Raw genomic sequence first — 20128 nt, forward strand, 5'->3', positions numbered from 1 at the left:
AAGGAATTAAAATGGAAAATTTACAGCTTGAAAAAATAGCAAATGAAGTGCGTAAAGGTGTTATTAAAGGCGTACACAGCGCAAAATCAGGACATCCGGGTGGATCATTATCAGTAGCCGACATGTTAACATTTTTGTATTTCGAAGAAATGAATGTTGACCCTAAAAATCCTAAGATGGAAGACAGAGACAGATTAGTTTTATCAAAAGGTCACGTTGCACCTGCTTTATATGCAGTGTTAGCAGAAAAAGGATTCTTCCCTAAGGAAGATTTAACAACTTTAAGACATATCGGTTCTTATTTACAGGGACATCCCGATATGAAGCATACACCGGGTGTTGATATGTCAGCAGGTTCATTAGGACAGGGTGTTTCTGCAGCAGTAGGAATGGCTTTAGGCGCAAAGATTGATAACAAAGATTACAGAGTATTTGCAGTTACAGGTGATGGCGAAATTCAGGAAGGACAGATTTGGGAAGCAGCTATGTTTGCAGGAGCAAAGAAGTTAGATAACCTTACTGTTATTGTCGATAATAATAACCTTCAGATTGATGGAACAATTGAAGATGTATGTTCACCATACCCAATTGATAAGAAATTTGAAGCATTTAATTTCCATGTAATTAATATAGATGCTCATAATTTTGATGAAATTAGAGCAGCTTTAAAGGAAGCAAGAGAAACAAAAGGAATGCCTACAGCAATTATTATGAAGAGTATTAAAGGAAAAGGCGTTTCGTTTATGGAAAACCAGGCTTCATGGCATGGTGCAGCTCCAAATGATGAGCAGTTTGAACAGGCAATGGAAGAATTAGAGAAAGCAGGTGAAGCATTATGTCAGAAGTAAAGAAGATAGCAACAAGAGAAAGCTATGGTAATGCACTTGTAGAATTAGCTAAAGAGCATGATAACGTAGTAGTATTAGACGCTGATTTAGCAGCAGCTACAAAGACAGGCATTTTCAAAAAAGCAAACCCTGACAAATTCTTTGACTGTGGTATTGCAGAAGCAAATATGATGGGGATTGCAGCAGGACTTTCAACAACAGGTAAAGTTCCTTTTGCAAGTACATTTGCTATGTTTGCAGCAGGAAGAGCTTACGAACAGATTAGAAATGAAATTGGATATCCACATCTTAATGTAAAAATAGGAGCTACACATGCAGGTATTTCTGTAGGTGAAGATGGAGCTACACATCAGTGTAATGAAGATATTGCTTTAATGAGAACAATCCCTGGAATGACAGTTATTAATCCATGTGATGATGTAGAAGCAAGAGCGGCAGTAAAGGCAGCATATGAAATTGACGGACCTGTTTATTTAAGATTTGGACGTTTGGCTGCACCTGTATTAAATAAAGAAGATTACAAGTTTGAAGTAGGTAAGGGTGTAATAATGCGTGAAGGTAAGGACCTTACAATTGTTGCAACAGGACTCATGGTATCTTCAGCTTTGGAAGCAGCAGAAAAATTGGCACAGGATGGAATTGAAGCTACAGTAATTAATATTCATACAATTAAGCCATTAGATGAAGATTTAATTGTAGAATCAGCAAAGGCTACAGGTAAAGTAGTAACTGTTGAAGAACATTCAGTTATTGGTGGACTTGGAAGTGCAGTTTGTGACTGCTTAAGTGCAAAATGTCCTACACCTGTTACAAAAATTGGTGTTCAGGATGTTTATGGACATTCAGGACCGGCTGTTGAGTTGTTAAAAGAATTTGGTTTAGATGGCGAAGGCGTATATAAATCAATTAAAGAAATAATGTAAAAGATGCAATTGATATTAAATTTTTTAAGGAATATATGAATAAAATAAATATCAAATTAAAATAATTAAATGTCAATTTAAAATACAAAAGGATTTGTATTATAAAATAAGCAAAATCGATTTTTAGTTGAAATTTAAAAAATCATTTGCTAGAATACAGTGCATGATAAGAAATGCAAGGGCGCAGACGTAAGAAGTCAGTGCCCTTGTATTTTTTTGTATTAGTAATTATACAGTAATTAATATTTACCGGATGATTACAAATGAGAAGAAAAACTTCTCAGAACTTGGAAAGTGTTTCCCCTTTAAAAATGCTTTCTTAAGTAAAATCTATAGGACAATGAAAAAAGAATGGAGGAATTAGTTATGGACGCAAATGAAATTTTGGAGGCAGCTACAAGTAGTAGTTTTGCAATTTGGTTCTTAATTGGTGCAAGTTTAGTATTCTTTATGCAGGCCGGTTTCGCAATGGTTGAAACAGGATTTACCAGAGCAAAGAATGCAGGTAACATTATCATGAAGAACCTGATGGATTTTTGTATCGGTACTATAATGTACATTGTTTTAGGTTTTGGACTTATGATGTCAGAAGATTATGTAATGGGAATCATTGGTATTCCAAATCTTGACATCTTCACAAATTACAGCAACTTCAATTGGTCACAGTTCGTATTCCAGTTAGTATTCTGTGCAACAGCAGCAACAATTGTTTCAGGAGCTATGGCTGAAAGAACAAAATTCAGTGCTTATTGTGTTTACTCAGCAGCAATCAGTTTGATTGTATATCCTATTGAAGCAGGTTGGGTTTGGAACTACGGCGGAAACGGATGGTTACAGAAATTACATTTCGTAGATTTCGCAGGTTCAGCAGTAATCCACTCAGTAGGTGGTATGGCAGCTTTAGTCGGAGCAATTATTCTTGGAGCCAGAATTGGTAAATACACAAAGAAAGCAGATGGAACAATTATTTCAAATGCTATCGGTGGACATTCAATAACACTTGGAGCTCTTGGATGTTTCATCCTTTGGTTTGGATGGTATGGATTTAACGGTGCAGCTGCAACAAACACAGACAGTCTTGCATCAATCTTTATGAATACAACAATCGCTCCTGCAACAGCAACAGTTGTATGTATGATATTTACTTGGATTAAAGATGGAAAACCTGATGTAGGTATGTGCTTAAATGCATCACTTGCAGGTTTGGTAGCAATTACAGCAGGTTGTGCTTCAGTTGATACAATTGGTGCTTTAGTAATTGGTGCAGTTGCAGGTATTTTAGTAGATGTAGTAGTAGAAGTACTTGATAAGAAGTTCCACATCGATGACCCTGTTGGTGCAGTTGGTGTTCACTGGGCAAACGGTGTTTGGGGAACAATTGCAGTAGGCTTATTTGCAACAGGTAAAGGCGATACAGTTCAGGCATTTGCAGATGGTTCTTATTACGCAGGTTTATTCTACGGAGGTGGAGCAAAATTATTAGGAATTCAGATTTTAGGTATTGTTGCAATTGATGTATATGCAGCAATCATGATGACAATTGTATTCCAGCTTATTAAACATACAATAGGACTTAGAACAACAGCAGAAGAAGAAATTATTGGTATGGATATATCAGAACATGGTCTTGCATCAGCATATGCAGACTTCCTTCCTACAACACCTTCATACATGGGTGAAAGCGTAGGAGCAGTAGATGTAGCAAATCTTGAACCTGCTACATTATCAATTGGTGAAGCAAAACCAACTGGAAAATATACAAAGATTACAGTTATTTGTAATGAAGATAAATTTGGAACCCTTAAAGACACAATGGCAGCTATCGGTGTAACAGGTATGACAGTTATCCAGGCAATGGGCTGTGGTGTTGAACAGGGAAAGAGTGGTGTTTACAGAGGTGTTAAGATGAGCATGAACCTTCTTCCAAAGGTTAAAGTTGAAATCGTTGTATCAACAGTTGATCCTAACCTTGTAGTAGCAGCAGCTAGAAAAGCTCTTTATACAGGCGGTGTTGGCGATGGTAAGATTTTCGTAACAGATGTAGAAGATGTAATGAGAGTCAGAACAGGTGACACAGGTATTGCAGCACTTTCAAATGAGTAAATACTCAACAATATAATGGATATTTAGGAACTCTGTTCTTAAAATATATTTTACTTAATCTCATTAAAGGGGCCGGTGGTTATCCATCGGCTCCTAAATTTGTTTGCAAATAACGTTCACAGACTGGTATTTACCACTTACTGCTAATAAAATACCACTTACATAAAATCTATTTACATCCACATAATTTGCAAATATAATCATCACATAAGGAGTCAGATATGAAAGTAATCGTAAATGTGGATGAAAACTGCATAGAGGAACAGGTAATAATAAATTGCCACGAACTGAATGAGAATATAATTAATATTCGGAAAACTATCTCAGCGATGGAAAACCAGAGTCTTAAAATTGAGCTTAAACAGGGTGAAAAAGAATTTTATATAGATGTTGGTGAAATTCTTTTTTTTGAAACTGATAACAATCAGGTTATGGCTCATACAGCAAATGAGATATTTTTAACAGGCAGTAAATTATACGAATTGGAGAAAATATTACCATGGTACTTTAGCAGAATATCAAAGTCAGCAATTTTAAATGTAAAGAAAGTGTATGCGATTACAAGAAATCTGACAGCGTCAAGTTTAATTGAATTTGAAGGAACGCCTAAACATGTATATGTTTCAAGGGCATATTACAAGCCGTTAAAAGAAAAATTAGAAGAAATGAGGAATATGTGATGAAAAAAAACAATATTTACTGGGGAATGATATTTATAATAATGGCTGCATTAATTGTAGTTAATGGTCTGGGTCTGATTGAAGGCGTGGGTGTCTGGAGTATAATTTTTACAGTACTTTTTGGTGCTGCATTATTAGATGGAATTGTAAGATTACAGGCAACAACAATATTATTCTCGCTTGCTTTTTTAGCAATTGTCTGGTCAGAGCAACTTCACATTGAAAGTATAACTCCATGGCCGATTCTGTTTGCAGCATTGTTAGGAAGTATTGGAATAAGCATGATATTTGGAAAGAAAAATAAAAAATGGAAAAAAGATTACTCAGGTGGAAATCATTATTACAGCAATAATAGTAGTAATGAAGGAAAATATTTTGATGAAAATGTTAATGTAGAGCAGGATAGCGGAGAAGTAGTAACATGCGAATCAAAATTTGCAGGAACTGTTAAATACATTACTTCAAATAATTTAAAAAAAGTATATGTAAGAAATGAATTTTCAGGAATGTCAATTTATTTAGATAAGGCAAAAGTGCCAAGTAAGAGACTTGAAATAGAAATAAAGAATTCATTTGGAGGAGTGGAAATTTATATTCCGGCTAACTGGATTGTAGAAAATGAGTTAAATTGTTCATTTGGCGGCTACGACGAAGAAGGTACAAAAGCACCAACAGATGCTGAAAGCGTGACAGTTGTTATTAAGGGATCAGCAAATTTGTCTGGCGTTACAATAAAATACATTTAAATATAGAAGTAGTAGCAAAAGAGGTATGAGAAAAATAAACCTATAATAAAATTTAGTATAGAATTAAAAAGCAATCAATTACAATAAAAGAATAAGTATAAGAAAAAAGACTGAACAGTATGCATGCATGATATGTGTCCAGGATTCTGGGTACATATCAGCACACTGTTTGGTCTTTTTTGATTAGAGCATATGCTACAATGCAGAAAATACTTTTGTCTTGTGAATAAATTTTATTAAAGTTTATTCACATAGACCATAGGAGGGAAAAAGTAAATTATCAGAATTTGTGTATTATAAATTTTATCATTGACAAAGAAAAGAATAAGTATTAAAGTAATATCAAAATAATATCACTTTAATACTTGGGAGGATAAAGTTATGGATGAAAATGTAAAGTTAAGTAATGTAAAGGAAAGGGAAATTACTAAGAAAAATGGATTCGCAATGTTATTTGCCAATATACTTGGATATGTAGCAACAGTTGTGACGTTTGTACTAGGATTAGTTTTTGCAATAAACTATGAAGATGTTAATGACGTGATATTTGGATTAGGAATCGGTTTATTTGTTGTTAGTTTAGCGTTATTAATTGTATCTATTGTTCTGTCATGTGGACTAAAATCAGTTAATCCTAATGAAGCAATGGTATTTACTCTTTTTGGTGAATATTATGGCACAATTAAAAGTGCAGGATTTTATTTTATAAATCCATTTTGTAGTGCAGTAGTTCCTAACGAAGAAACAACAGGAAATATCTTTGAAATTTCTTCTGATGTTAATGGTAACAGCTCAGCAAAAGTTGCCGGAGTTACAAAAAAGAAAATATCAACTAAGGTTATAACATTAAATAATGAGAAACAGAAAGTGAATGATGCTTTAGGAAATCCGATAATTATCGGAGCGGTGGTTATTTGCAAGATAATTGACCCTACAAAAGCAGTTTTAAATGTTGATAATTATATGAAATTTTTATCAACTCAGTGTGATTCTGTAATAAGAAATATTTCAAGATTGTATCCTTATGATATAATATCAGATGAAAATGAGGATGATAACGAAAAGACTCTACGTGGAAGCAGCCAGGAAATTGCAGATAGTATGGAAGTAGAGTTACAGAAAAAGGTTGAAGATGCCGGAATAGAAATTATGGAAGTTAGAATAACTCATTTGTCATATGCAGAAGAAATAGCTGCAGCAATGCTTCAGAGACAACAGGCAACGGCAATTATTGCAGCAAGACAGAAAATTGTTGAAGGCGCAGTAAGTATGGTTAAAATGGCAATTGACCAACTTGGAGAAGAAGAAATTGTGGTGCTTGATGAAGAAAGAAAAGCTGCTATGGTAAGCAATCTTTTAGTTGTGTTATGTGGAAATAAAGAAGCACAACCAATTGTGAACAGCGGAAGTATTTATTAATAAAAATAGAAAATAATAAATTAAAAATTAATTCAACAGATAATAATGTTAAAATAAGTCAAACAATTGAGCTAAAATAAATTAAAAAAGTTATGACTATTTGAAACTATATATATTGAAAAACAGTGAAAGGAGCCGGTATGGATAAGGAAGAACAACTTAATAAAAAAGAACTTGAGCTCCAAAAACGTTTAGAAAATATTTCTAATATGGAAAAAGAAATATTAACAAAAGAAAAAAAACTAAAAGAAAAAGAAAAGGCAAAGAAACAGGTGTTGTTAAGACTGTCCCCTTCATTATGGGAAGAGATTGCAGCATGGGCAGAAGATGATTTCCGCTCAATAAATGGCCAGATTGAATATCTTTTAGCGGAGTGCGTAAAAAAGAGAAAAGGAAAATAGTGTAAAAAACAACGGATGATTTTAATATTTATTAAAATCATCCGTTGTTTTTTTCTATTTTAAAATCATATTTTTTTGCATTCTAAAATACTATTTTTTATTTATCTTCCATTCTAATGGGTCACCTAAATCTGTTTCAGAAGATTCAAATTCTTCGTCAGTATTATTAATTAATGGAGAAGATGTTCCAAAGTCATTTGATACAGAGTTATTTAATATAGAAGATTCAAAATCATTTAAGCCCAAATCATTTAAATCAGAATTATTAGCTTCTGTAGCGTTTAATTCAGAAGACGCTTTATTGATAGCTTCTGCATCCTGAGAATCACCGGCATTTAAAACATTAAGAGAAGTTTTTACAATAGTTTCAACTTCATCTTCAGTTATGCCCATTTTCTTAGCCAACTCTTCAAAAGTTGGAGCACGACCAAGCAATTCAGTAAGGTCTCTGGAAATTTCATCTAATTCATTCATACGGTTAGCCAGATGTTCGCCAACACGGTCTTCGTTAATTTGGTCATTGATGACAAGAGTTAATGTATTTCTGATGGCATCATCAACATAAGCTGCAAATTCATCTGAAGAACCATTAAATTCAGAAAGAGCTATCATTAATCCGATATTTGCTTCCTGAATTAAATCACCATAAGTTACACCCTGCCCACGAAATTCATTTGCAATGCCAGCTACTTTTGAAAGTTGAGATTCAACAATTTTATTAGTAACAGAAAGGTCTCCGTTTGCAAGCAAATCAAGTAAATTAGCAAGCTCGGCTTCTGATATTTCATCGATAGCCTCTAAATCTTTTTTATACATTTCAATAAAAGCAAGTTCAGCTTCAGTTTCTACAACTTTACTTTCAGCTGCTTTTACAGCCTCTAATTCCTTAGTCTCTTCTTCCTTAGGATCAATAGTCACTTCTTCAGAAACAATATAATCCATTCCATCAATTTTTATTTTACTTTCCTGTAAGTACTTATATATAAATTCGTATTGCTTTTCATCTTCTATTATGTCATTGAAAAAAGTATGAATGTCTTCAGTAGACACATGGTTTGCATTAGCTGCCGCAAATTCTATTAAAGAAGACAAAGCATCATTAAAAAGTAATTTTTTGTCCATGAATTCTCCAATCCGCTTTTTGTAAAGTAAAAGCAATTTTGATACATAAATGATACATAAAAGCCTTGCAAAAATCAAGGATAATAGGTAACATTATTTTGAAACGGGAAGGTGGATTGAAATGATTAAAAAAATAATAAATTCCAATATAGTAAGACTGATAGGAGCACTTTTATTTTTGACAGTATGTGCAGTAATAGGCGCAGGATTGTCATATGTAAATTATGAATCTAATCCTACTGATGAGGCAGTTGCATATTTCAAAGCATTTTTAGCACAGGATTATGATACAATATATGGTCTTGTAAATCAGCCAAAGAATACATATATAAACAAAACTGCATACACAGACAGAGTGAAAAAGATAAGAGAATCTATTGTAATTGATTCATATGAAATTTCTGAGCCATATAAAGAAAATGGCAAAAAGACAGTAGATATTATATGTAATAATGAAACAACAGAAACTAACCAGACAATAAAATTGGTATTTGATGAAGTAAAACATGGAATGCAGATTATTCCTGATTATAAAGTAGATATATCAAAAATGCTTGTAAAAAACGTAAATTTTGTTGTGCCGACAGGAGATGCTTTATATATAAATGGAGAAGTCGTAACAAAAGACATGGCTAAGGTCACGACAGACGCGAATACAAATACAGATACATATCATTTTGATAAAATACTTTACGGAGCATATGACGCAAATGCGATAAACAGATATAGCCAGATAGATTTAAAACCTGAAATTATTCAGGAAGGAACTACAATTAATTTCGACGCTACAGCATATCATGCAAATTTAGAATTTGAAGAAAAAATAAAGGCAAATGCAGACAATATGATTACTCAGTTTTATGTTAATGCAAGGGAGAAAAAAGGCAATAATAAAGAGTTAAAAGCATATTTTGCAAATGATAAAAAACTTCAGAAAAAGGTTGATAAATATTTAAAAGAAACAGAAGAAGTATTATATTGGCCGGAAACAAAGAACATTGATAAATATTCAGTAGTTTCATTTGAACCGGGAGAAGTTACACATAATAGTGTATACAACAATAATAATACATTTACTGTTACATATGATTTTGTGTATACATATGTGTCCTCTACAGATACAGCAATTTATACGAGTTATGTTTACAGTATAGGTGGTTCATGTAAAACAAAAATGACTTTAACCTATACATTAAATGAAGATCAAACATTAACCCTTACGGATATAAAAGTTAAAAATAAAAACCAAAAAGAAAAGGGAGAAGATTAATGTCAAAAGAAATTTGGAAACCGGGGAATATGATATTTCCTTTGCCTGCAGTTTTGGTAACGGTAAGTGATAACGAAGGTAATGACAATGTACTGACAGTTGCATGGACAGGCACAATATGTACAAATCCGGCGATGGCTTATGTATCAATACGACCATCGCGACATTCGTATAAGATGATAAAAGAAACAGGAGAATTTGTAATAAATCTGACTACAAAAGATTTGGCGTATGCAACAGATTATTGTGGAGTTAAATCAGGAAGAGATGTTGATAAATTTAAAGAAGCACATTTGACAAAAGAAAAGGCACAGTATGTAAAGGCTCCATTAATAAAAGAAAGTCCGGTGAACATTGAGTGCAAAGTTGTTGATGTAAAAGAATGTGGTTCTCATGACATGTTTATTGCAAATGTATTAGCAGTACACGCAGACAAAGAATATATGGATAAGGATGGAAGATTCCAATTAGAAAAAGCAAATCCAATAGTATATTCTCATGGACATTATTATAGTTTAGGTCAAAATCTTGGAAGATTTGGTTATAGCGTAATGAAGAAAAAGAGAAAAAAATCTGCAAATAAAAAGAAAAGATTAGAAAATAAGAGATAAAAAGTCGAAAAATGCAAAAGCATAGATATTTAGGAAAAGCTACTAGGAAAAAGGCAGGTGGCAGTGTATGGAACAAATTATATTTCATATTGATGTAAATTCAGCATTTTTAAGTTGGACTGCAGTAAAACTGCTAAAGGAAGGCAATGATGTAGATGTAAGAACAATTCCGGCTATCATAGGTGGTGACAGAGAAAAACGTCATGGAATAGTCCTTGCAAAATCAATATCAGCTCAGAAATATGGAATAAAAACAGGTGAGCCGGTGGCTGATGCATTAAAAAAATGCCCTGATATTATGATAATACCACCTGAACATGAGTATTACCGTGAGCAGAGTAGAAAATTTATTTCCATATTAAAAGAATATACTTCGGACATTGAACAGGTCAGTGTTGATGAATGTTATTTTGACTATACGGGAATTCAGAATAAGTTCAGTTCATATATGTCAGCAGCAGAGGTTATAAAAAACAGAATTCAAAATGAATTAGGATTTACAGTAAACATAGGAATTTCTTCTAAAAAAGTATTAGCAAAAATGGCATCGGATTTTGAAAAGCCAAATAAAATACATACATTGTTTCCGGAAGAAATAAAAACAAAAATGTGGCCACTTCCGGTTGGTGAACTGTTTATGGCAGGCAAATCAAGTGTGGAAGTTTTAAATAAATTAGGAATCCATACAATAGGTCAGTTAGCAAATACACCGGTTAATATAGTGGAATCACATTTGAAAAAACACGGGAAAATTTTGTGGGAGTATGCAAATGGAATTGATGATTCAAAAGTAAATGCTACAAAAGAAGATTTTAAAGGAATTGGAAATTCTACAACACTTCCAACAGATTTAGACAAAATAGATGATATAAATTTAGTATTATTACAGTTGGCTGTAAAGGTAAGCGGACGATTGAGAGAGTCCGGACAAAAAGCAAAAACAATTGCCATTGAGATAAAGTATAATGATTTTTCAAAAATGTCTCATCAGACAAGTTTGTATAATGCTACAAATGTAGAAAATGAAATATACGAAAATGCAAAACAGTTATTTAAGGATATTTGGACAGGAAAGCCGGTAAGACTTTTAGGAATAAGAACAGCGAATCTTGTAGGAGAAGATGAGCCGGAGCAAATGTCAATATTTGAGCTTATGAATGAAAAACAATCACAAAAGGTTCAACCGTCCAGAGAAAAAATGAAAAAACTTGATAAGGCATTAGATGCAATAAAAGAAAAATATGGAGAAGATGCCGTGTCAAGGGCAAGTCTTTTGAATAAAGATAAAATAAAGAAACATTAAATACTAATAGCTAATTTTACAAAGTGTAAGCAGTAGCAAAAAATTATAAAATTGATAAAGTATTAAATAGCAACAAATAGAGAAAGGACTGAAAATGAAGGAAAATATTGTTTTAATAGGAATGCCGGGAGTAGGAAAAAGTACAGTAGGAGTAATACTTGCAAAGTTGATGGGATACCAGTTTATAGATGCTGATTTGGTAATTCAGGATAGAGAAAATAAATTACTTAAAGAAATAATAGCTGAAAAAGGAATAGATGGATTTATTCAGGTAGAAAATGATATAAATAAATCATTAAATCCTAAAAAAGCCATTATTTCAACAGGCGGAAGCGTAGTGTACGGCAGGGAAGCAATGGAACATTTGTCAGAAATTGCAACTGTTGTATATTTAGAGCTTGATTTGGCAAACCTAAAAAAGAGACTTGGCAATTTGAAAAACAGAGGCGTAGTTTTGCGTGATGGACAGACGCTTGATGATTTATTTAACGAAAGAGTACCCCTTTATGAAAAATATGCAGATGTAGTGGTAAATGAAAGTAACATAAATGTAGAAGAAACTGTGCAGTTTACATTAGAAAAAATAAAAGAGTACAAAGGCGAAAAATAGGGCAGATGTAAAAATAGGAAAAAACGAATGTGAATAAAATAATTTGTTAATACAAAGGCGAATAATAAGATAATTCACTTACTTATGAACAAACTCATGTAGGCTTAGAACTTTTGAGCCTGGTAGCATGTGAACAAAATAACAATTTATTTGGAGGCGTTTACAATTAAAAATGAATAGTAAGTATATAAACAAATGCCATGCAGTATCATATGTTGTGGCAGGAATTTTAATACTTATGATAATCCTGTTTAATTTTTCTCAAATGATAATGGAAACATGGGCATATAGTTTTATGATTTCAGAAAATGATAAAACTATAAAAGTTATTCAGGCAAATGATACCTCAGATACACATTTAGCTAAAAATCATAAAGAAAGTGATGACGCAGTTAAAGAAATTTGCAATACAAAAATATCTTCTATAAAAGGTGAAAAAGCTGACTATTTGGAAGATACAGCAAATAAGGAGTCTTTAAAAAATACAATAAATAAAGATTCTTTGAGAAGGACAGCAAATAATGAAAAAAACCAAACTGATGATAATTCAGTACAGAATGTATCAAATACTGTGATACAACTTAGAAAACCTGTAAGTGGTGGAGTGACAACTTCAGTATTTGGAGACGTGGTTGACAGAAGAACCACACATTTGGGACACGACTGGGCAGTTGAAGTTGGAACAAGCGTATGTGCGGCAGCAGATGGTACAGTAGAAAAAGCATATTTAAGTGACAGTTATGGATATAATATACTGGTAAATCATGGAAATGGACTAAAAACCAGATACGCTCATTTAAGCAAAATCTTAATTAATTTAGGTGATACGGTTGAACAGGGAAGGATAATAGGACTTAGTGGAAATACCGGAGACAGTACAGGTCCGCATCTTCATTTTGAAGTAATACAAAATGATAAGCATGTAAATCCACTTAATTTTCTTAAATAGGTAACATTTTCAACAAAAAAACATATAATAAATTGTGAAAATGTATGAATTAATCGGTTTACAAAGAGCGATAATGTGTTATAATTAGTCTATGCGTAAAGAAGCAAAGGATAATTGTATTAGAATTTAATTCTCATACAAGTGACATAATAGATAGAAATAAATAGAATTTTAAAGTTAGACCGAATTAGTGAATTAGATGATAAACTATTTCGGTCGGTTTTTGCTTTGAGTTTTTACAACTCAATTATATACATAAATACCCGAGGTGCATAATGGAACGTTATATTATAAAAGGCGGAACACCACTCAATGGAGAAGTGGAGATAAGTGGTGCTAAGAACGCAGCTTTAGGTTTATTAGCAGCGGCTATTATGACTGATGAAGAAGTGACAATAGATAATTTACCTGACGTTAGTGATATTAATCATTTGATTGATGCAATTGCTAACATTGGTGCCACAGTCGATAGAGTAGACAGACACTGCGTTAAGATAAAAGGTGACACAATTACATCATGTGTAGTTGAATATGAACAGATGAAGAAAATAAGAGCTTCTTATTATTTAATTGGAGCGTTACTTGGTAAATTTAATAAGGCCGAAGTAGCTCTTCCAGGTGGATGTGACATAGGAAGCAGACCAATAGATCAGCATATAAAAGGATTTAGAGCTTTAGGTGCAGAAGTTGATACAGAACATGGAATGGTAGATGCCAGAGCAGAGAAGTTATTAGGAAATCATATATTCCTTGACGTTGTATCAGTAGGAGCAACAATTAATGTTATGCTTGCAGCTTCAATGGCTCAAGGTAAGACAATTATTGAAAATGCAGCTAAAGAGCCTCACGTTGTAGATGTAGCTAATATGCTTAACAGTATGGGAGCTAATATCAGAGGTGCAGGAACAGATAAGATTAGAATTGAAGGTGTAGAGAAGTTACACGGAACAGTTTATTCTACAATTCCTGATCAGATTGAAGCAGGAACATTTATGTGTGCAGCAGCAGCAACAGGCGGAAGTGTTCTTGTAAAGAATGTTATTCCTAAACATTTGGAATGCATTTCAGCTAAGCTTATTGAAATGGGTTGCGTAATAACAGAATACGATGATGCGGTAAGAGTTAAAGGTGGAGAATTTATTAGAAATACTCAGATTAAGACGTTACCATATCCGGGATTCCCAACAGATATGCAGCCACAGATGGCAGTTGTACTTGCAATGGCCAATGGTAGCAGCACAGTAACAGAAAGCATTTTTGAAAACAGATTTAAATATGTAGATGAACTTAACAGAATGGGTGCAAGAATTAAAGTTGAAGGCAATACAGCTTTAATAATGGGCGTAAATGGTCTTACAGGAGCACCGGTTTGTGCACCTGACTTAAGAGCAGGAGCAGCGTTAGTAATTGCCGGACTTGCAGCAGAAGGATTTACAACTGTTGAAGATATTGTTTACATTAAGAGAGGTTATGAACACTTCTCTGACAAGTTAAGAGGACTTGGAGCAACAATTGAAAAGGTTGACAGTGAAAAAGATGTTCAGAAATTTAAATTAAAAGTAGGCTGAATATCATAATTGTATTAGGTTAAAAAATATATTTATATAATAAAGAAAGCTATCAATTTAAAGTTGGTAGCTTTCTTTATTGTTAGCGTACTTGAAGGCACGCGTTTTTTATTGTTATAAAAAAGAAAAATCAACTAAATTGATAAATAAAATACAAAATATTAAAAAATATCAATAAAAATGATTAAAAATGTCACTTTAATTCTAGATTTGCATATGTTATTATTATCACAGTTAAAACATAAACAAATGCATAGAAGAGGAACAGTAATTATTGAGCGACTTTCAGAAAGCTGTCGGTTGATGTGAGACAGTAGGAGTGATATAATGAACTCGCCTTAGAGCAGCCGGCTGAACATATTAGTAGGTCAGGACGGATTCCACCGTTAAAGGGAGCGGATGTCATGAGCATCCAGTAAGGGCATGTCTATACATGAAGTAGAGTGGTACCGCGATGATTCGTCTCTATAATATCTTTTGATATTATAGAGCTTTTTTACGTTATAGGACAATTTGCTACATTAATGTAATAAAGTAAAATAAATCAATTAAAAAACATCAAGGTACAGATTTAGATGCAAGTTACATATATTTATTAAAGGTTAGAAGGAGTAAGAACTATGATGGATTGTACAAAATATGAGAAACAGTATTTTATGCCACCTACACCAACATTTGATTGGGTTAAGAAAGAAAAGATTGAAAAAGCACCAATTTGGTGTAGTGTTGATTTAAGAGATGGAAATCAGGCTTTAATTGAACCAATGAGCTTGGAAGAAAAATTAGAATTCTTTCAGATGTTAGTTAAAGTGGGCTTTAAAGAAATCGAAGTTGGATTCCCGGCTGCATCAGAAACAGAATACAATTTTATGAGAGCATTAATAGAAAGAAACATGATTCCTGATGATGTTACAGTTCAGGTATTAACACAGGCAAGAGAGCATATTATTAAGAAAACTTTTGAAGCTGTAAAAGGATGTAAGCATGCAGTAATTCATTTGTATAACTCTACATCAGTTGCACAGCGTGAGCAGGTATTTAAGAAGTCAAAAGAACAGATTAAAAAGATTGCCGTAGATGGAGCAAAATTATTAAAAGAATTAGCTGATGAAGTAGATGGAAACTTCTCATTTGAATATAGTCCTGAAAGTTTTACAGGAACAGAAGTAGATTATGCATTGGAAGTATGTAATGCTGTATTAGATGTATGGCAGCCAAAGCCTGACAATAAAGTTATAATCAACCTTCCTGCAACAGTTGAAAATTCTTTACCACATGTATTTGCAACTCAGATTGAATATATGCACAAGAATTTGAAATATCGTGATGCAGTTACGATTTCATTACATCCACATAATGACAGAGGATGTGGTGTTTCAGATGCCGAATTAGGATTATTGGCAGGTGCTGACAGAATTGAAGGAACTTTATTTGGAAATGGTGAAAGAACAGGTAATGTTGATATTATTACATTAGCAATGAATATGTTCTCACATGGAGTTGATCCAAAACTTGATTTCAGTGATATGCCACATATTTGCGAAACATACGAAAAATTAACAAGAATGAAAGTTTCTCCACGTCAGCCATATGCAGGTGATTTGGTATTTACTGCATTTTCAGGTTCGCATCAGGATGCTATTTCAAAAGGAATGGCATACAGAGAAGCAGGTCATACAGAAAAATGGAATGTTCCATATTTACCAATTGATCCTAAGGATGTTGGAAGAGCATACGATTCAGATGTAATCAGAATTAACAGCCAGTCAGGAAAGGGTGGCGTAAGCTACATCTTAAAACAGAATTTTGGTATGGATTTACCGGATGGAATGAAGGAAGAAGTCGGATACACAGTTAAGGATGTTTCAGATAAAGAGCATAAAGAATTATCACCAAATTGGGTATACCAGATATTTGAAGATAAATACATTACAAATAATACAGTATTCAGCGTACCTGAATGTCATTTCCAACAGAAAGACGGAATTATAGCTGAGGTTACAATTGCATATGATGACAAAGTCAGAGTTATCAAGAGCACAGGAAACGGAAGACTTGATGCCGTAAGTAATGCATTTAAGCAGTACTTTAACATAAGTTATGAATTGTCAGTATATGAAGAACATTCATTATCAAGAGGTTCATCATCAAAGGCTGTATCATATGTAGGAATCAGTCATAATGGTAAGATGTTCTGGGGTGTTGGAATTGATGCTGATATTATTAAGTCATCAATTCAGGCTTTGACAGTTGCAGTGAATCAGTTAGAAAGTGAAGTAGGAGTAAATGCCTGTAAGGATGACAGATTAAATGAAATAATGAATTATATTCATACAAATTATTTGACAGTAACTTTAGATGAATTGGCTGATGAATTCCATTTGTCAAAACCATATTTATCAAAGTACATTAAAGAAAAATCAGGAAATACATTTGGTGATATCGTTAAAAATGTAAGAATGAAAAAGGCAAGAGCTTTACTTAAGAGTGGAAGCATGACTGTTGAAGCAATTGCAGAAAATGTTGGTTATCAGAATGTTGAACATTTTAACAGATTGTTTAAGAAAAAATATGGAATGACTCCTGTTCAGTTCAGAAACAGCAAATAATTGGGAAAAATAAGAGATTCTTAAGTTGTAATCATTATATAATATGATACAATAATAAGTAACAAATAAAGAGGCGAAAATAAAATGAACGAAGTTCGTTTCTTAAAATATTTTCGCCGACCAGCCGCTGACCGAAGGGAGGGGGCATTACAGTATTATAGGAGGAGAGAAATATATGAGATCAACAAAGGTAAAAGTTTTAGCGGTAACAGCAGCAGTAACAGTTATGTTTACAGGGTGTATGACAGAAAATGCTAATGTAAAGATTAATTCAGATGGAACAGCATCTGCAGTAGCTACAGTAGATATTGATAAAGCAAGCATGGATACATGGTTAACTTCATCAGGACTGACAACTTCAGATATTTCTGATGGAAAAGAAATGAAAGTTGTAACAAAAGATGGCAAGGAATTTTACGAAGCAACAGAAACTTACTCATCAACAGTTGATAAGATTGGTGAAGTAGTAAAAGAAGCATTATCAAGTGATGCTTATGTAACAAGCACTACATTATACAGTGAAGTAAGTTTGGCACAGAGTGAGTCAGTTGCTATGTACTCAGCTATGGGAATCGACACATCAGCTATTACACTTAACTTTAGCATTGAGTTTCCTGCAGCAATTACATCAACAACAGGAACAATTGATCCTGCTAACCCAAACAAAGCTAATTTTGTTATTAACTTAGCAACAACAAATATGATAGTATTTGCAACAACAGATTCTACAGTAACATCTGATGCAGTTAAAGCAACAGTACAGAAACTTAATCAGGTAGGAAAAGTTAAAGTTAAGAGTCTTAAGGCAAATAAAGTAAAAGGTAAAAAGGCAACAGCTACTTTAAAATTTAAAAAGGCAGCTCAGGCTAAGAATTACCAGATTCAGTGGTCTACAAATAAGAACTTCAAGAAGAAAACAAGTGCTACAGCTAAGAAAGTGAGATACACTATTAAGAACTTAAAGAAGGGCACAAAGTACTTCGTAAGGGTAAGAGCCGCAAAGACAAATTACTGCGGAACAGAAGTTTATGGCGATTGGTCAGTTAAGACAGTTAAAACAAAAAAATAAAACAGATTTTATAATAAAAGCAAATTTATGATAGAATTTGAAAATTAATAAGAACACCGATATGTTAATAAGATTAGGAATTTAATCTTTAGATGTTAATATATCGGTGTTTTTAATTGTTAAAAAAAGAAAAGTAACTACTGACAATTTAATATATTAGGAATTTATGGAAAGAAAATAGATAATAAAATTAATGATGTTAGTATAAGGAAAATTAATTAAATTTATATAATGAAAAAATATGACTGTTAACTATTAATAAAATAAAAAATAATAAAAACGTTTCTAAAATAATAATACTTTCATAAAAATGCGTATTGTAATGTTTTTATTTAAGTGGTAAGATTAATGAAAATAGCTTTAAATAAGCTTACATAATACACTACTATCATATATAACAAAATGTTTTGGGGAAGACATTATTACTGAACACAATTTTTATATGTAGTTAGAAGATAAAACTATTTATGAGAGAGAAACCGGCACTTTGTAGGGAAGAGTGTCGGATTTTTTATTTCATTTGGGAAAAACCAAATATAGGAGAAGAGATAAGTTCGATAAATAGGGGAGGTAAATTAAATAATGGATACAATGCTTATTGTAGATGACAATGAGATTGATAGAAATATCATTGCTAATTATTTTGCAGAAGATTTTATGATTCTGGAGGCACAAAGTGGAGAAGAGTGCTTTAGAATTTTAAAAGAGTACAAATATAATATTGATATTGTATTATTGGATAACTGGTTACCTGATATGACAGGTGTGGATATTCTTAAGGAAAGAAAGTTAGATCAAAGATTTGCAGATATTCCTGTTATTATTGTTACAGTTAACAATGATTCAGCAAATTTAATCGAAGCTTTTAAAAATGGAGCAGATGATTACATAACAAAGCCGCTTGTAAGGGAAGTAATTAAGGCACGTGTAAGCAATGTTTTGATTGCTACAAGAAAATACGCAGAAATACAAAAGAAAAACAGAGAATTGTCAGAACTTTCCGAACTTGATCAGATGACAGGGTTATATAATAAGATGACAACTGTTAATAAAATTAATAACCGGCTTTATGAACATAAGAATCATATAGGTGCAATTATTGTTGTTGATATGGATGATTTTAAATATATAAATGATAGTGAAGGACATTTGATTGGTGACCATGCAATAAAACGTGTATCTAGAATATTGAAGGATAACTTTAGAAAAGAAGACATAATAGGTCGAATTGGCGGAGATGAATTTGTTGTATTTTTAAATGATATTCCGGATAAAGAGATTGCCAGAAGAAAGGCAAGAGATATAATTAGAATATTTAAAGTAAAGAAAAGTACAGTGATTAAAGGAAGAACTACTGTAAGTGTCGGATTAGCATTTGCTGATAATGGAACAAATGATTATAAAGAATTATTTGACAGAGCTGATAAAGCTTTAGCAGAAGCAAAGAAATATGGTAAAGCATGTTACCATGAATATGGCGTGGATGATTATGGTACTTATGAAGAAAAAAGAGAAAGCGTTATTGTATACAGTAAAAGCCGAACCATATGTCATGCGATAGATAAGGCAATCAGTAGCAAATATAACGTGATTGAAGTTATTTCATCAGACGAAATAGATAAAGTTATAAAGCAACAGCGCGAAATTAGGATTATAATTGCGGATTTATCAAATGATGAAGATGATGGAAAATTAATTATGGATTATTTAGATAATAATAAGGATATAGCAGGTATTCCTAAGATTGCAGTTTGCAAGGAAAGCAATATCGAGCAGTGTAAGATAGCAATTCAGGGAGGCGTTGTTGATTTGATGATGGAACCTATTGAAAAAGATATTGTGAGAAGAAGAGTATCAAGAATAATTAAAGATGAGGAAAAGTAAATACTAACCATAA

The 20128-nt window shown here is 32.7% G+C and carries 17 protein-coding genes and 1 other annotated feature; of the genes, 16 read left to right on the forward strand and 1 reads right to left on the reverse strand.

Annotated elements, in window-relative coordinates; translation table 11 throughout:
- Window positions 1-11: 11 nt before the first annotated feature.
- The 7 genes from N5B56_RS02760 (at window position 12) to N5B56_RS02790 (ending at window position 7120) form a co-directional block, all read left to right on the forward strand.
- Entirely contained in the window at window positions 12-848 is an 837-nt protein-coding gene (locus N5B56_RS02760) for a transketolase (RefSeq protein ID WP_022089338.1), read from the forward strand.
- The gene (locus N5B56_RS02765; protein WP_260978339.1) at window positions 836-1771 is read left to right on the forward strand and encodes a transketolase family protein; all 936 of its coding nucleotides are present in this window, start codon (window positions 836-838) and stop codon (window positions 1769-1771) included. The genes N5B56_RS02760 and N5B56_RS02765 overlap by 13 nt, the downstream gene beginning before the upstream one ends.
- A 366-nt stretch (window positions 1772-2137) precedes the next feature.
- Window positions 2138-3874 (forward strand): ammonium transporter, encoded by a 1737-nt coding sequence (locus tag N5B56_RS02770; protein WP_260978340.1) that lies wholly within the window; start codon window positions 2138-2140, stop codon window positions 3872-3874.
- 221 nt (window positions 3875-4095) lie between these two features.
- On the forward strand, window positions 4096-4554 hold the full coding sequence (locus N5B56_RS02775) for a LytTR family DNA-binding domain-containing protein (RefSeq protein ID WP_260978341.1): 459 nt from the start codon (window positions 4096-4098) through the stop codon (window positions 4552-4554).
- Window positions 4554-5300: a LiaF transmembrane domain-containing protein gene (locus tag N5B56_RS02780; RefSeq protein ID WP_117908428.1), complete on the forward strand. Its 747-nt coding sequence runs from the start codon at window positions 4554-4556 to the stop codon at window positions 5298-5300. Before N5B56_RS02775 ends, N5B56_RS02780 begins: the two co-directional genes overlap by 1 nt.
- 381 nt (window positions 5301-5681) lie before the next feature.
- Window positions 5682-6719: an SPFH domain-containing protein gene (locus N5B56_RS02785; protein WP_260978342.1), complete on the forward strand. Its 1038-nt coding sequence runs from the start codon at window positions 5682-5684 to the stop codon at window positions 6717-6719.
- 209 nt (window positions 6720-6928) lie between these two features.
- Entirely contained in the window at window positions 6929-7120 is a 192-nt protein-coding gene (locus N5B56_RS02790; RefSeq protein WP_117909009.1) for a type II toxin-antitoxin system antitoxin, read from the forward strand.
- A 90-nt stretch (window positions 7121-7210) separates the two neighbouring features.
- On the opposite strand, the gene N5B56_RS02795 is transcribed toward N5B56_RS02790, so the two are convergent.
- Window positions 7211-8242 carry a sigma-70 domain-containing protein gene (locus N5B56_RS02795; RefSeq protein WP_260978343.1) on the reverse strand — a complete coding sequence of 344 codons (1032 nt, stop codon included), beginning with the start codon at window positions 8240-8242 and terminating at the stop codon, window positions 7211-7213.
- A 121-nt stretch (window positions 8243-8363) separates the two neighbouring features.
- Between N5B56_RS02795 and N5B56_RS02800 the strand changes: the two genes are divergently transcribed.
- The 9 genes from N5B56_RS02800 (at window position 8364) to N5B56_RS02840 (ending at window position 20115) form a co-directional block, all read left to right on the forward strand.
- Complete coding sequence (locus N5B56_RS02800; RefSeq protein WP_260978344.1) at window positions 8364-9512, forward strand: NTF2-like N-terminal transpeptidase domain-containing protein; 1149 nt, start codon at window positions 8364-8366, stop codon at window positions 9510-9512.
- Window positions 9512-10123 carry a flavin reductase family protein gene (locus tag N5B56_RS02805; protein WP_117908435.1) on the forward strand — a complete coding sequence of 204 codons (612 nt, stop codon included), beginning with the start codon at window positions 9512-9514 and terminating at the stop codon, window positions 10121-10123. The genes N5B56_RS02800 and N5B56_RS02805 overlap by 1 nt, the downstream gene beginning before the upstream one ends.
- A 67-nt stretch (window positions 10124-10190) precedes the next feature.
- A complete protein-coding gene (locus tag N5B56_RS02810) occupies window positions 10191-11426 on the forward strand; it encodes a Y-family DNA polymerase (protein ID WP_260978345.1) in 1236 nt (411 codons plus the stop codon).
- A gap of 94 nt (window positions 11427-11520) precedes the next feature.
- Window positions 11521-12036 carry a shikimate kinase gene (locus N5B56_RS02815; RefSeq protein WP_117908439.1) on the forward strand — a complete coding sequence of 172 codons (516 nt, stop codon included), beginning with the start codon at window positions 11521-11523 and terminating at the stop codon, window positions 12034-12036.
- A 172-nt stretch (window positions 12037-12208) separates the two neighbouring features.
- Window positions 12209-12985 (forward strand): M23 family metallopeptidase, encoded by a 777-nt coding sequence (locus N5B56_RS02820; RefSeq protein WP_260978346.1) that lies wholly within the window; start codon window positions 12209-12211, stop codon window positions 12983-12985.
- Window positions 12986-13260: 275 nt separating this feature from the next.
- The gene (gene murA, locus N5B56_RS02825) at window positions 13261-14553 is read left to right on the forward strand and encodes a UDP-N-acetylglucosamine 1-carboxyvinyltransferase (RefSeq protein ID WP_022089352.1); all 1293 of its coding nucleotides are present in this window, start codon (window positions 13261-13263) and stop codon (window positions 14551-14553) included.
- Window positions 14554-14798: 245 nt separating this feature from the next.
- Window positions 14799-15023: a binding site (T-box leader), on the forward strand.
- Between the two features lie 150 nt (window positions 15024-15173).
- On the forward strand, window positions 15174-17162 hold the full coding sequence (locus N5B56_RS02830) for a 2-isopropylmalate synthase (RefSeq protein ID WP_117908443.1): 1989 nt from the start codon (window positions 15174-15176) through the stop codon (window positions 17160-17162).
- Window positions 17163-17337: 175 nt separating this feature from the next.
- On the forward strand, window positions 17338-18231 hold the full coding sequence (locus N5B56_RS02835) for a fibronectin type III domain-containing protein (protein WP_118564981.1): 894 nt from the start codon (window positions 17338-17340) through the stop codon (window positions 18229-18231).
- Between the two features lie 582 nt (window positions 18232-18813).
- Window positions 18814-20115 carry a GGDEF domain-containing response regulator gene (locus tag N5B56_RS02840; RefSeq protein ID WP_178515818.1) on the forward strand — a complete coding sequence of 434 codons (1302 nt, stop codon included), beginning with the start codon at window positions 18814-18816 and terminating at the stop codon, window positions 20113-20115.
- The last annotated feature ends 13 nt before the right edge of the window (window positions 20116-20128 follow it).

It is taken from the genome of Eubacterium album (assembly GCF_025336545.1).
In the GTDB taxonomy this organism is placed as follows: Bacteria; Bacillota; Clostridia; order Lachnospirales; family Lachnospiraceae; genus Eubacterium_U; species Eubacterium_U album.

Bases quoted from the DNA above. Each gene is read 5' to 3' on its own strand.
- N5B56_RS02820 (WP_260978346.1), top strand. From the start codon at position 12,209: ATGAATAGTAAGTATATAAACAAATGCCATGCAGTATCATATGTTGTG.
- N5B56_RS02770 (WP_260978340.1), top strand. From the start codon at position 2,138: ATGGACGCAAATGAAATTTTGGAGGCAGCTACAAGTAGTAGTTTTGCA.
- N5B56_RS02800 (WP_260978344.1), top strand. From the start codon at position 8,364: ATGATTAAAAAAATAATAAATTCCAATATAGTAAGACTGATAGGAGCA.
- N5B56_RS02765 (WP_260978339.1), top strand. From the start codon at position 836: ATGTCAGAAGTAAAGAAGATAGCAACAAGAGAAAGCTATGGTAATGCA.
- N5B56_RS02760 (WP_022089338.1), top strand. From the start codon at position 12: ATGGAAAATTTACAGCTTGAAAAAATAGCAAATGAAGTGCGTAAAGGT.
- N5B56_RS02830 (WP_117908443.1), top strand. From the start codon at position 15,174: ATGATGGATTGTACAAAATATGAGAAACAGTATTTTATGCCACCTACA.
- N5B56_RS02790 (WP_117909009.1), top strand. From the start codon at position 6,929: ATGGAAAAAGAAATATTAACAAAAGAAAAAAAACTAAAAGAAAAAGAA.
- N5B56_RS02840 (WP_178515818.1), top strand. From the start codon at position 18,814: ATGGATACAATGCTTATTGTAGATGACAATGAGATTGATAGAAATATC.
- N5B56_RS02780 (WP_117908428.1), top strand. From the start codon at position 4,554: ATGAAAAAAAACAATATTTACTGGGGAATGATATTTATAATAATGGCT.
- N5B56_RS02810 (WP_260978345.1), top strand. From the start codon at position 10,191: ATGGAACAAATTATATTTCATATTGATGTAAATTCAGCATTTTTAAGT.
- N5B56_RS02805 (WP_117908435.1), top strand. From the start codon at position 9,512: ATGTCAAAAGAAATTTGGAAACCGGGGAATATGATATTTCCTTTGCCT.
- N5B56_RS02785 (WP_260978342.1), top strand. From the start codon at position 5,682: ATGGATGAAAATGTAAAGTTAAGTAATGTAAAGGAAAGGGAAATTACT.
- N5B56_RS02795 (WP_260978343.1), bottom strand. From the start codon at position 8,242: ATGGACAAAAAATTACTTTTTAATGATGCTTTGTCTTCTTTAATAGAA.
- N5B56_RS02835 (WP_118564981.1), top strand. From the start codon at position 17,338: ATGAGATCAACAAAGGTAAAAGTTTTAGCGGTAACAGCAGCAGTAACA.
- N5B56_RS02775 (WP_260978341.1), top strand. From the start codon at position 4,096: ATGAAAGTAATCGTAAATGTGGATGAAAACTGCATAGAGGAACAGGTA.
- murA (WP_022089352.1), top strand. From the start codon at position 13,261: ATGGAACGTTATATTATAAAAGGCGGAACACCACTCAATGGAGAAGTG.
- N5B56_RS02815 (WP_117908439.1), top strand. From the start codon at position 11,521: ATGAAGGAAAATATTGTTTTAATAGGAATGCCGGGAGTAGGAAAAAGT.